Source organism: Amycolatopsis sp. cg9, assembly GCF_041346945.1.
In the GTDB taxonomy this organism is placed as follows: domain Bacteria; phylum Actinomycetota; class Actinomycetes; order Mycobacteriales; family Pseudonocardiaceae; genus Amycolatopsis.
In genome coordinates this window covers 754169-766438 of the sequence record NZ_CP166850.1, presented here as the reverse complement: position 1 = coordinate 766438, position 12270 = coordinate 754169, and the positions used below count along the sequence as shown (strand labels likewise).

Here is a 12270-nt window from a genome sequence, read left to right as displayed (position 1 = left end):
TCAAGCCGCCGGGCCGAAGCGGCGGCGGTAGGCACTCGGGCTCAACCCCGTGTGCCGCCGCAACTGCAGCCGTAGGTTCGCCGCCGTTCCGAAGCCGCTCGCCTCGGCCACCCGGTCCAGGCGCAGCTCGCCGCGCTCGATCAAACGGCACGCCAGCGTCACCCGCTCCGTCGTCAGCCACGCCAACGGCGTTGTCCCCAGCTCCGCCCGGAACTTCCGGTGCAAGGTCGCCGGGCTGGTTGCGGCGCGAGCCGCGAGGTCGGTGACCGTAAGAGGCTGGTCCAGGTGGGAAAGGGCCCAAGCCAGGACCGGCGCCAGCGAAGTGTCCGGCACCGCAGGCACCGGCCGCGCGATGAACTGCTGCTGCCCGCCATCCCGGTGGCCCGTGAACACCAGCCGCCGGCTGACCGCGTTGGCCACCTCCGCGCCGTGGTCGCGGTGGATGATGTGCAGGCCCAGGTCCAGGGATGCCGCGCTGCCCGCCGCCGTCAGCACATCGCCCTCGTCGACGAACAGCACGTCCGGCTCCCACTGGACCGCCGGGAAGCGTGCGGCGAACTCCGCCGCCCACTGCCAATGCGTTGTCGCGCGGCGGCCGTCCAAAACACCCGCTTCGGCCAACGCGAACGCGCCCGTGCAGAAGCTCACCAGGCGCGCGCCCCGGGAGGCTGCTCTGCGGATGGCCGTGATGATCGCCGGGTCGGTCGGGGCGCCGGTGTTCGGGCGGGCCGGGGTGATGAGGGTGTCCGCCGTCTCCGCCGCCTCCAGGCCGGCGACTCCGGACAGCGTGAACATGCCCAGGTTCATCCTCACCTCGGGCGTCGCCGAACACAGGGTGAAGTCGTACCAAGGCCGGTTCAGCTCCGGGCGGCGCAGGCCGAACAGCTCCGTGGCCACGCCCATCTCGAACGGGTTCGATTCCTCCGTCACGATCGCCACCACCCGGTGCGAGAATTCTTGCGGCATGTGCGATTCCTAGCACTCGTCCCGCAGGAAAGCCAGGCCGAGGATGGGACGCATGAACCCGATCGACCTCAATGAAGTCCTCGCGAGCTTCGACGCCGCCTGGAGCCCGCGGATCGTCAGCCGTGTCAACGACTACGACGTCCGGCTCGCTCGGTTCGACGGTGAGCACGTCTGGCACGTCCACCTGGACACCGATGAGTTCTTCCTCGTCCTCGACGGCGAGATCGAGATCGGGCTTCGCGATCCGGGCGAACGGGTCGTGTCACTGACCAAGGGGCAGGTTTTCGTCGCGCCCAAGGGCACCTACCACAAGCCGTCGTCGAAGGACGGGGCGAGCGTGCTGCTGGTCGAGCCCGCCGGGACGCTCTCGGTCGGGGACGACCACGACGAGGTGCCCGACCACGTCGACGTGACCACCGGGCACGTGGTTTAGCGTCGGAGAATGCTGACCGTCGTACCCGCCGACCAGGTGGACTGGGCCGACCTGCAGGCGATCTTCGGCGACCGCGGTGACCCCGCGCGGTGCCGGTGCCAGTACTTCAAGGAGACGCCGGCCGAGTGGCGGGCCGGGACCGCCGAAGCACGCGCTGAGCGGTTGCGGGCGCAGACCGCCGAACGAGCCACCGGGATCGTCGCCTTCCTCGACGGGGAGCCCGCCGGGTGGTGCGCGGTCGAGCCGCGCACCGCCTACCGGCGGCTGCTCACCAGCCGCGTCGTCTGGGACGGGCGGGACGAGGACCCCGCCGACGACGGGGTCTGGGCCGTCACCTGCTTCGTCACCCGCAAGGGGTTCCGGCGGCGTGGGGTGAGCGCCGCGCTCGCCAAAGCCGCCGTGGACTTCGCGCGGGGGCGGGGCGCGAAAGCGGTCGAGGGGTACGCGATCGAGCCGGGGGACAAGGTCGCCTGGCCGGGTGAACTGTTCGTCGGTACCCGCAAGACCTTCGCCGACGCCGGGTTCGACGAAGTCAGCCGGCCGACCGCCCGGCGGGTGGTCATGCGGCTGACCTGCTGAGTCTCTCTGCGAAACGGCGTACCCTCGGCCGCATGAAACGGACATCGTTCGCGCAGTGGCCGTGCTCGATCGCGCGCACCATGGATCTGCTGGGGGACTGGTGGACGCCGCTGGTGCTGCGGGACGCCTTCTACGGCGTGCACCGCTTCGACGAGTTCCAGCAGGCGCTCGGCATCGCCCGCAACACCCTCGCCGACCGGCTCAAGCGGCTGGTCGAGGAGGGGCTGCTGGAGAAGGTCGCCTACCAGACCGAGCCGGTGCGCTACGACTACGTGCTCACCGAGAAGGGCCGCGACTTCTACCCGGTGCTGCTCGCGATGACCCGCTGGGGCGACAAGTGGCTCGCCACCGAAGCCGGCCCGCCGATCACCGTCCACCACCTCGCCTGCGGGCACGACACGCACGCCGAAATCGTCTGCGCGGAGTGCGGCGAGCCGATGACGCCGAAAGAAACGCGGATGCGCCGCGGCCCCGGGTTCCCGCCCCGGCTGGCGCGGCGGCCGGACGTCGAGGCGCGCTTCGCCCGGCAGGAGTGACGTTGACAGCGTAGGTCTATCTACGCAACTATCGTGGTCAGACGGCTCTACGAGAGAGGTGAGACCACGATGGAGTGGACCGGCGCGAGGTACGCCGACCTGCCGACGGCCGAGGTCTCGACCTGGATCGACGCCGTGCCCGAGGACGTCTGGCCGGTCGTTTCGGACATCGCGCTGATGCCCGAGCTGAGCGCGGAGCTCCAGTCCGTCGAGTGGTGCGAGGCCGGGCGCAAGTTCGTCGGCCGCAGCAAGCACGACGCCTTCGGCGAGTGGGAGACCACCTCGTACGTCGTGGAGTGCGAAGCCCCGCGCGTGTTCTCGTGGGCCGTCGCCGACCCCGCCGAGCCGAGCGCGGTCTGGAAGTTCACCCTCGAGCCCGACCGCGGCGGCACCCGGCTGAGCCAGTGGGTGCGGATGGGGCCCGGCCGGTCCGGGTTGTCCTTCGCCATCGACCGGATGCCGGAAAAGGAACAGAAGATCGTCTTCGTCCGGATGCGCGAGTTCGAAACGGCGATGACCGGCAACCTGGCCGCGATCAAGGACCGCGTGGAGAACGGGTGAGGACCGCGACGACCGTCGAGTTCTCCCGGGACACCCGCGAGACGCTGGACTTCGTGCTGGAGGCGGAAAAGCTCGGCCTCGACGTCTGCTGGGTCGCCGAAGCCTGGGGTGCCGACGCGCCGTCCGCCCTCGGCTACCTCGCCGCGCGCACCGACCGGATCCGGCTCGGCTCCGGCATCATCCAGCTCGGCACCCGCACGCCGGTCGCGATCGCGCAGGCCGCGCTCACCCTCGCCGACCTGTCCGGCGGGCGGTTCGCGCTCGGGCTCGGGCCGTCCGGGCCGCAGGTCATCGAGGGCCTGCACGGCGTTCCGTTCGCGAAGCCGCTGACGCGGATGCGGGAGACCGTCGAGATCATCCGCCGGGCGTTCGCCGGCGAGAAGGTTTCCTTCTCCGGCAAGGCGTTCGAGATCCCGCTGCCCGGCGAGGCGCGCCCGATGCGGCTGTCGACCGCACCGAACCCGGACATCCCGATCTACCTCGCGACGCTGTCGCCCAAGCTCCTCGAGCTCACCGGCGAGGTCGCGGACGGCTGGCTCGGCACCAGCTTCGTGCCCGAAGGCGCCCACGCGTACTTCGGCCCGCTCGACGCCGGTCTCGCGAAGGCCGGAAGGCAGCGCACGGACATCGACGTCTGCCAGGGCGCCGAAGTCGCCTTCGCCGACAACGAGGACGAACTGCGCGCCCTGGTCGGCAGCCGCAAGAAGGAGCTCGCCTTCAGCCTCGGCGGGATGGGCTCGGCCACCACGAACTTCTACAACAACGCCTACAGCCGCCAGGGCTGGGCGGACGTCGCCGCCGAAGTCCGCGAGCGCTGGCAGGCCGGCGACCGCGACGGCGCCGCCGCGCTCGTCACCGACGAAATGGTGCTCGGCACGACGTTGATCGGCACCGAGGACATGGTGCGGGACCGGCTGCGCGTCTGGCGCGACACCGGCATCGACACGGTCCGGCTGTACCCGGCCGGCGAAACGCTCGAAGCGCGCTTGACCACCCTCGGCCGGGCGCTCGACCTGCTGTGAAGGGGAACGCCATGGGCGAGTGGCAGCGCACCGCGTGCAGCCTCTGCTACCTCAACTGCGGCCTGGAGGTGCAGGTCGAGGGGCGGAAGATCACCCGTGTCCGCGGGGACAAGGCGCACCCGCGCTCCGCCGGGTACCTCTGCCAGAAAGCTCAGCGCCTGACCTGGTACGGCGACCACGACGACCGCTTGACGACGCCGCTGCGCCGTCGTCCGGACGGCACCCACGAACCGATCGGCTGGGACACCGCGCTCACCGAGATCGCCGCCAAGCTGCACGCGATCCGGGACGCCGACACCGCGGCCGGGCGGCCCGGCTCGTTCGCCTACGTCGGCGGTGGCGGCCAGGGCAACCACTCTGGCGGCGCGTACGGCGCTTCGCTGTTGAAGTGGATGAACTCGACCCGCCACTTCAACGCGCTTTCGCAGGAGAAGACCGGCGACTTCTGGGTCAACGGGCAGCTGTTCGGCTCGGCCCTCGTGCACACCGCCGAGGACGTCGAGCACTGCGACCTGCTGGTCGTGCTCGGCTGCAACCCCTGGCAGGCACACGGGTTCAGCAACGCGCGGCACGCGCTGAACACGCTCAAGAACGACCCGGCCCGCCGGATGATCGTGATCGACCCGCGGCGCACCGAAACCGCCGAGATGGCCGACCTGCACCTCCCGCTGCGGCCCGGCACCGACGCCTACCTGCTGGGCGCGATCCTGGCGCTGCTGCTCGAACGCGGTGGCGCGGACGAGGCCTTCTTGGCGGAGCGCGCCGAAGGCTTCGGCGAGGTCGCCGCCGTGCTGGCGAAAGTGCCGGTGGACGAGTGGATCGCGCACGCCGAAGTGTCCCGGGTGGACGTCGAGCGCGCGGTCGAGCTGATCCTGGCGGCGGAGGCGATGACCGTGCGCGTCGAGCTGGGCATCCAGCAGGGACGGCACTCGACGCTCAACAGCTACCTCGAAAAGCTGCTGTACCTGCTCACCGGCCACTTCGGGCGGCGCGGCACGAACAACCTGCACTCGTGGCTGCTGCCGCTGTGGGGTTCGGCGGGCGGGCAGCGCTCCGAGATCACCGGGTTCGAGTACATCGGCGGCCTGCTGCCGGCGAACACGCTCGCCGAGGAGATCCTCGCCGATCACCCGAACCGCGTCCGCGCGCTCTGGGTGGAGTCGTCGAACCCCGCCAACACCTTCGCGGGGACGCGGGAGGTCGAACGCGCGATCCGCGCCGCCGAGCTGTCCGTGGTCGTCGACGTCGCCTACACCGAAACGGCCGCGCTGGCCGAGTACGTGCTGCCGGCGGCTTCGCAGCACGAAAAGTGGGAGTTCACGCTCTTCACGTTCGAATGGCCGACGAACTACTTCCAGCTGCGGCGCCCGTTGCTGGACCCGCTGCCGGGCACGCTGGTCGAGGCCGAGATCTACACGCGGCTGTTCGACGCGCTCGGCGTGCTCCCGCCGTCCGACGTGCTGGGCGAGCTGGCCGCGGGGCCGCGGTCGGAGCTGCAGGCCGGGATCGGCGCGCTGGTGCGGGCGATGCCGGAGCGGGCGGCGATCCTGCCGGTGCTGCTCTACCGGACGCTGGGGGCCTCGCTGCCCGGCGGTGCCGCCTCGATCGCGCCGCTGTGGGCGGGGTGCCACCGCGCGGCGAAGACGATGACCGTGCCGGTGCAGCGCGCGCTCGGCAGTGCGTCGACCGGGGGGCAGCTCGGCGAAGAGCTCTTCGACCGCGTCCTGGCCGGTCCGACGCCGTTTTCGGCGCACGAGCAGGACGAGGTGTGGAGCCTGATGCGGCGCGAGCGCGTCCGGCTGGCCGTGCCGGAGCTGCTCGACTGGCTGGCGGCGCTGGACCCGGCCGCGGAACGGCCCGCACCGGAGTTCCCGTTTTCCCTGCTCAACGGGCAGCGCCGGGCGCACAACGCGAACCAGATCCTGCGCGACCCGCGCTGGCGCCGCACCGACCCGGACGGCGCGTTGCGGGCGCGGCCCGAGGAACTGGCGTCGATCGGTGCCTCGCCGGGGGACTGGGTGGCCGTCGTGACGCCGGCGGGGCGCGTCGTCGTCCGCGCCGAAGCCGACCCCGGGCTGCGGCCGGGCCAGCTGGCGCTGCCGCACGGCTACGGCATGGCGCACCCGGCCGCCGACGGTGGCCGCGTGGTCAGCGGCCCGCGGATCAACCTGCTCACCGACGCGCTGGACCGCGACCCGATCGCGGGCACGCCGCACCACAAGGACGTCCCGGCGCGGCTGGAGCCGGCCACGGCGGAAGAACGCGCGCGGGCGGAGGCGGACAGCGTGCGGGTGCGTGCGACCGTCGCGAGTGGACGGTCCTGACCTTTCGCCGGTTTATAGTGTGGCCATGCGCAAGATCGTCGCGAACCTGTTCACCTCGCTCGACGGCGTGGTCGAGGCGCCCGACAAGTGGTCTCTCCGGTACTGGAGCGACGAAATCGGGCAAGCGGTCGGTGCCGGGATGGCCGCGGCCGACGCGATGCTGCTCGGGCGCGTCACCTACGAAGGGTTCGCCGAGGCGTGGCCCGGCCGGACGGTCGAGGACGACGAAGGTGCCGAGTTCATGAACAGCGTGCGCAAGTACGTGCTGTCCTCGACGCTGACCGAGGTCACCTGGAACAACTCGACGCTGCTGACCGGTGACCCCGGCGAGGCGGTCCGGGCGCTGAAGGCCGGACCGGGTGGGGACATCATGACCAGCGGCAGCACCACGGCGGTGCGGTGGCTGCTGGCCGAAGGCCTGGTCGACGAGCTGAACCTGCTGCTGTACCCGATCGTCGTCGGGCGGGGCAGGCGGCTGTTCCCGGCGGACGGCCCGTCGTTCCCGCTGGTGCTGGCGAAATCGGCCACGTTCTCCAACGGCGTCGTCCAGCTGACCTACCTGCCGGCGTGATCTCGCCGTTCCGGATCGAGGTGCCCGAGGCCGACCTCGAGGACCTGCGCTCGCGGCTGCGGCGGACTCGCTGGCCCGAGGCGGGGCCCGGCGACTGGAGCCAGGGCACGCCGCTGGCGTACCTGCGCCCGTTGTGCGACTACTGGGCGGAGGGGTACGACTGGCGGCGCGTCGAGGCCCGGTTCAACCGGTTTCCCCAGTACCGCACGGAAATCGACGGCCTCGGCATCCACTTCCTGCACGTGCGTTCGCCGCGCGCGGACGCGCTGCCGCTGCTCCTGACGCACGGCTGGCCGGGGTCGTTCCTCGAGTTCGGGAAGGTGATCGAACCGCTCGCGGAGGAGTTCCACCTGGTGATCCCGTCGCTGCCGGGCTACGGCTTCAGCGACAAGCCCGCGTCGCCGGGGTGGGGCATCGAGCGGATCGCTTCGGCCTGGGCCGAGCTGATGGCGCGGCTCGGCTACGCGCGGTACGGCGCCCAGGGCGGCGACTGGGGGACGTCGATCACGACGTCGCTGGCCCAGCAGGACGCCGCCCACCTCGCGGGCATCCACCTGAACCCGCCGATCGCCGCGCCGGACCCGGCCACGTTCGACGACCTGACCGCCGCCGAGCGGGCCGCGCTCGACGCGCTGGCGCACGCGCAACGCTGGGAGGACGGGTACTCGGTGCTGCAGTCGACCCGGCCGCAGACGATCGGCTACGGCCTGCTCGACTCGCCGGCCGGGCTGTGCGGCTGGCTGGTCGAGAAGTTCCACGCCTGGTCCGACGGCTTCCCGTTCACGCGGGACGAGCTGCTCGACGACGTGACGCTGTACTGGCTCACCGGCACGGCGGCGTCCTCGGTGCGGCTGTACTGGGAGAGCATCCGGAAGGTGCAGAAGTGGTTCGCCGAGGCCACCGACGACACGGTCGACGTGCCGACGGGGTGTTCGATCTTCCCCGCGGAGATGCCCCGGCCGTCCCGGAGGTGGGCGGCGAAGCGGTACACGGACATCCGGCACTGGCACGAACTGGAGCGCGGCGGGCACTTCGCGGCTTACGAGCAGCCGGAGCTGTTCGCCGACGAGGTGCGGACGTTCTTCCGGCTGGTCCGCTAGTTCACCTGCCGGGACTGCCCCTGCCAGAACGGCTCGCGCAGCTTGAACTTCTGGATCTTCCCGGTCGCCGTCCGGGGGAGCTCGGCCAGGAACTCCACGCGTTTCGGGCACTTGTACCCGGCCAGGTACGAGCGGCAGTGCCCGATCAGCTCCTCCGCGGTCACCTCCGACGAGGTGACGACCAGCGCCGTCACCAGCTCGCCCCACTTCTCGTCCGGGATGCCGATCACCGCGGCCTCGCGGACCGCCGGGTGGGAGTTCAGGGCGTCCTCCACCTCGATCGACGACACGTTCTCACCGCCCGAGATGATCACGTCCTTCTTGCGGTCCGCGATCGTCAGGTAGCCGTCTTCGAACATGCCGCCGTCGCCGGTGTGGAACCAGCCGCCCTCCTGCACGCGGGCGGTCTCCTCGGGGTTCTCCCAGTAGCCGTCCAGGTTGTGGTTGGACCGCGCGAGCACCTCGCCGTCGGTGTCGACGTCGATCCGGACGCCCAGGGCCGGCGTGCCCGCGCGTCCCAGGAGGCGGGCCTGCTCGTGCGGGTCCAGGTCGGCCCACTCGCCGCGCATCCGGTTGACCGTCAGCAGCGGGGCCGTCTCCGTCAGGCCGTAGATCTGGATGAACTCCCAGCCCAGCTCGGCGCGGACCCGCTCGATCGTGCGCGTCGGCGGGGGCGCGCCGGCCACGACGATCCGGACGCGGTCGCGGCCGGGGATCTCGCCGTCCCAGGTCGCGGCGCCGTCCAGGGCCGCCGTGACCACCGCGGGGGCGGCGCACAGGATCGTCACGCCGTGCTCTTCGATCCGCCGCAGGATCTCGGTGCCGTCGACCTTGCGCAGCACGATGTGCCGCCCGCCGAGGCCGGTCACCGCGTACGGCATGCCCCAGCCGTTGCAGTGGAACATCGGCAGCGTGTGCAGCAGGACGTCGTTGTCGGTCAACGTCGTGTGCAGGCCGAACACCACCGCGTTCAGCCAGATGTTGCGGTGGGTCAGCTGGACGCCCTTGGGGCGCGCCGTCGTGCCGGACGTGTAGTTGACCGTCGCCGTGGCCGACTCGTCGCCGTCCCAGGGCCGCGGGGTGCCCCCGCCGCCCCAGATGGCGTCGTCGTCGCGGCCGAGGACGAACACGTGCTTCGCCGTCACCGTGTCGAGCAGGTGTTCCAGCTCCGGGTCGACGATCAGCACCTCCGCGCCGGAGTGCTCCACGATGTACTTGACCTCGGCCGGTGCCAGCCGGAAGTTGACCGGCACCAGGATCCGGCCCCAGCCGGACACGCCGAAGAACGACACGAGCAGCCGCGCGGCGTTGTGCGACACCACCGCGACGCGCCCGCCGGCCAGCACGCCCAGCGCGTCGAGGTGGGCGGCCTGCGCGCGGGCCCGGCGCGCCACTTCGCGGTAGGTGAGCGAACCCCAGCTCGGCGCGGGCTGGTCCGGCTCGTCGACCACCGCGACGCGGTCCGGGTACACCGTTTCCGCGCGGTCGAGGAAGTCCCGGACACCCAGATCGAAGAACATGCCCCCGATGATGACTCGTCGCAGGTGCTCGCACCAGTCCGATGTGGTTCGCTGGAGCACGATGGACTTGGACACGGTGGCCGGCGAGCTCTACGGGGGCGACCTCGCGGAGTTCGTCAGCGCGCGCAACGCGGCGGCGAAAGCGGCGAAGGCCGAAGGGGACGCCGAGCTCGCGAAGCAGATCAAGGAGCTGCGGAAGCCGACGACGGCGGCGGCGATCGTCAACCGGCTGGCGCGGGAAGACGACAGCGAGTTGCGGGAACTCGCCGAGCTGGGTGCGGAGCTTCGGGATGCCCACACCCGGCTCGCCGGGGACGAACTGCGTGCGCTGACCCGGCGCCGCGGCGAACTCGTCCGGCGGATCGTGCACGGGCTGGCGTCGATGAGCGACACCGTCTCCCGCGAGGTCGAGGCGACGCTCGAAGCCGTCGCGGCCGACCCGGACACCGCCGCGCTCGCGGTCGCCGGGCGCTTGACGTCGGTCGCGCACCAGGACACCGACCAGTGGTTCACCCTCGCCGCCACCGTGCCGCCCGCCACCGGGAAGCGGGCGAAGAAGCTCGTGGACAAGGCCGAGCCGGCGAAGCCCAAGCGCGATCACCGCCGTGAGGAAGAGGAACGCGCCCGGGCCCGCGCGGAACGCGACCGCCTGCGCAAGGAAGCCGCCGAACTGGCCAAGGAGCGCGCGGTCGTCGAGCGCGACCTCGTCCGCACGCAGCGGGCCGCCGAGCAGGCGACCGCGCGCGTCGAGGACCTGCGCACCCGGCTCGCCGAAGCCGAGGAACGAGCCGAGCGCGCGACGGCGGAGTTCGAGCAGGCGAAGGAAAGCTACGAGCGGGCCGACGAAGCCGCCAACGAGGCGCAGAAAGCCGCTGACGCCGCGCGCTGATCCCGTGCTACTGTGCGGATGCGCCCCGGATGGGCCTACGCACGGAGGTAGTGGCTACTCAGCCCCCTTGAGACGACACGTTCTGCCGTTCCCCGGCAGGAGTGTGCCCTCCGCGCGCCCGTTCCGTGTCGGCTGACGGCCTCCGGCGATCACCTTCATCGCCTAAGGAGCAGCTTGATCCACCTCACCACCACCGGTGCCCGCACCGGCCGTCCGCACCGGGTTCCCCTGGGGGACTTGACGATCGACGGCCGCCTGGTCGTCGTCGCTTCGGCGATGGGTTCGCCGGAGCACCCCGCGTGGTACCACAACATCCGCCACAACCCGTTGGTCACCGTGGAAACGGACGCGGAGACCTTCGAGGCGATGGCCGCGCTGCCGCCGGACCGCGACGCGCTGTTCGCCGCGGTCGCCGAGCGGGAACCGGGGTTCGCGCAGTACCAGGCGCGAACGACCCGGATCCTGCCCGTGGTCGAGCTGCACCGGCTCGACCGTGGGCGCCGCATGGGCGACTGGCTCGTCGAGGTGCACGACTGGCTCCGCGCCGAACTGCGGAGCCTGCGCGACGGGGAAACCCGGTGCCTGACCACGAAGTGCGCCGGGTTCTGCACCGCGCTCACCCGCCACCACACCGGGGAAGGCGGCGCGATCTTCCCCATGCTCGCCGCGCGGTTCCCGGCGCTCGCGCCCGCGCTGGCGAAGCTCGAGGAAGAACACGGTGTCGTCGCGCGGCTGCAGGAAGAGATCCAGCGGCTGGTCGGCGAAGAGCCCGATCCCGTCCGGCTGCGCGCGGAGTTCGACCGGCTGGCGTCCGAATTGGACGCTCACTTCACCTATGAGGAAAGCACGATCGTCAACGCCCTGAACGCGCTGGCCCCGGCCCCGGACTGATCAGAGCAGCACCTCGGCGAGCCGTCGCTGGTGCACCAGTTCGACGTCGGGTGCCGGGCCGAGCACCTGCACCGCCACGTGGTCCGCCCCGGCGTCCACATGGGACCGCAGCCCCTTCGCGATCGTCTCCGCCGAGCCGTGCAGCACCAGGTCGTCGATGAGGCGATCGCTGCCCCCGCCGGCGACGTCGGCTTCGGTGTACCCGTGCCGCAGCAGGTTCTTCACGTAGTTCCGCAAGCCGAGGTACGGGTTCTGGACGTAGGGGCGGCCGATGGCGCGCGCGGCCACCGGGTCGTCGTCGACGACCACCTTCTGCTCGGGGGCGAGCAGCTTGCCCGCGCCGAGGATCGACCGGGCGTGCCGCGTGTGCTCGACCGGCACGAGGTACGGGTGCGCGCCCGCGGTGCGCTCGGCGGCCAGCTTCAGCACGCGGTCGCCGAGCGCGGCGAGGATCCGGGCGTCCGCCGGGACACCGGCCGCGTCGAGCCGGTCGAGGTAGTCGACGATCTTGTCGTAGGGGCTGCGGTATTCGGTGACCGACTCGGGGTGCCCGACGCCGATGCCCAGCAGCAAGCGCTTTCCGTACCGGCCGGCCAGCCGGTGGTAGGACTCCGCCAGGGTTTCCGGCTCGTCGACCCACATGTTGACGATCGCCGTCGCCACGGTGATCCGCTCGGTCGAGGCGAGCAGGTCTTCGACGAAGGCCAGGTCGCCGACCGAGTTCCGGCCGGTGCCGAGCCAGACCGCGCCGTAGCCGAGCTCGTCCGCCGCGATCGCCTGCTCCTTCCGGGCCGCGTCGTCGCGGTGCGGGGCGAGGAACAGGCCGAACTGGTTCACTACATTTGCCATAGACGACAATGTATCAAATGTAGCGATCG

At 71.5% G+C, this 12270-nt stretch carries 13 protein-coding genes; 10 read left to right on the top strand and 3 right to left on the bottom strand.

All coding sequences use genetic code 11. From position 1 onward, the window contains the following. Entirely contained in the window at window positions 1–966 is a 966-nt protein-coding gene (locus AB5J73_RS03110; RefSeq protein ID WP_370967917.1) for a helix-turn-helix domain-containing protein, read from the bottom strand. A gap of 52 nt (window positions 967–1018) precedes the next feature. Between AB5J73_RS03110 and AB5J73_RS03105 the strand changes: the two genes are divergently transcribed. The 8 genes from AB5J73_RS03105 (at window position 1019) to AB5J73_RS03070 (ending at window position 8092) form a co-directional block, all read left to right on the top strand. Then, window positions 1019–1399: a cupin domain-containing protein gene (locus AB5J73_RS03105; RefSeq protein ID WP_370967915.1), complete on the top strand. Its 381-nt coding sequence runs from the start codon at window positions 1019–1021 to the stop codon at window positions 1397–1399. A 9-nt stretch (window positions 1400–1408) separates the two neighbouring features. Continuing rightward, the gene (locus tag AB5J73_RS03100) at window positions 1409–1978 is read left to right on the top strand and encodes an N-acetyltransferase family protein (protein ID WP_370967913.1); all 570 of its coding nucleotides are present in this window, start codon (window positions 1409–1411) and stop codon (window positions 1976–1978) included. A 32-nt stretch (window positions 1979–2010) separates the two neighbouring features. Continuing rightward, window positions 2011–2514: a winged helix-turn-helix transcriptional regulator gene (locus AB5J73_RS03095; protein WP_370967911.1), complete on the top strand. Its 504-nt coding sequence runs from the start codon at window positions 2011–2013 to the stop codon at window positions 2512–2514. Window positions 2515–2583: 69 nt separating this feature from the next. After that, window positions 2584–3075: an SRPBCC family protein gene (locus AB5J73_RS03090; protein ID WP_370967909.1), complete on the top strand. Its 492-nt coding sequence runs from the start codon at window positions 2584–2586 to the stop codon at window positions 3073–3075. Beyond that, window positions 3072–4097, top strand: coding sequence for an LLM class flavin-dependent oxidoreductase (locus AB5J73_RS03085; RefSeq protein WP_370967907.1), 1026 nt, complete (start codon window positions 3072–3074; stop codon window positions 4095–4097). The genes AB5J73_RS03090 and AB5J73_RS03085 overlap by 4 nt, the downstream gene beginning before the upstream one ends. A gap of 11 nt (window positions 4098–4108) precedes the next feature. Further along, window positions 4109–6421, top strand: coding sequence for a molybdopterin-dependent oxidoreductase (locus AB5J73_RS03080; RefSeq protein WP_370967905.1), 2313 nt, complete (start codon window positions 4109–4111; stop codon window positions 6419–6421). Window positions 6422–6446: 25 nt separating this feature from the next. Then, a complete protein-coding gene (locus tag AB5J73_RS03075; RefSeq protein ID WP_370967903.1) occupies window positions 6447–6992 on the top strand; it encodes a dihydrofolate reductase family protein in 546 nt (181 codons plus the stop codon). Then, window positions 6989–8092: an epoxide hydrolase family protein gene (locus AB5J73_RS03070; RefSeq protein WP_370967901.1), complete on the top strand. Its 1104-nt coding sequence runs from the start codon at window positions 6989–6991 to the stop codon at window positions 8090–8092. The genes AB5J73_RS03075 and AB5J73_RS03070 overlap by 4 nt, the downstream gene beginning before the upstream one ends. Here the strand turns inward: AB5J73_RS03070 and AB5J73_RS03065 are convergent. Further along, window positions 8089–9612, bottom strand: a complete 1524-nt coding sequence (locus AB5J73_RS03065) for an AMP-binding protein (RefSeq protein WP_370967899.1) — start codon at window positions 9610–9612, stop codon at window positions 8089–8091. The two genes, AB5J73_RS03070 and AB5J73_RS03065, sit on opposite strands and share 4 nt — an antisense overlap. Window positions 9613–9673: 61 nt before the next feature. Between AB5J73_RS03065 and AB5J73_RS03060 the strand changes: the two genes are divergently transcribed. Next, window positions 9674–10501, top strand: coding sequence for a hypothetical protein (locus AB5J73_RS03060; RefSeq protein WP_370967896.1), 828 nt, complete (start codon window positions 9674–9676; stop codon window positions 10499–10501). 174 nt (window positions 10502–10675) lie between these two features. After that, window positions 10676–11392, top strand: a complete 717-nt coding sequence (locus AB5J73_RS03055) for a nitroreductase/quinone reductase family protein (protein ID WP_370967894.1) — start codon at window positions 10676–10678, stop codon at window positions 11390–11392. Here AB5J73_RS03055 and AB5J73_RS03050 read toward each other — a convergent pair whose 3' ends face one another. Beyond that, the gene (locus AB5J73_RS03050; protein WP_370967892.1) at window positions 11393–12241 is read right to left on the bottom strand and encodes an LLM class F420-dependent oxidoreductase; all 849 of its coding nucleotides are present in this window, start codon (window positions 12239–12241) and stop codon (window positions 11393–11395) included. Window positions 12242–12270 lie beyond the last annotated feature (29 nt).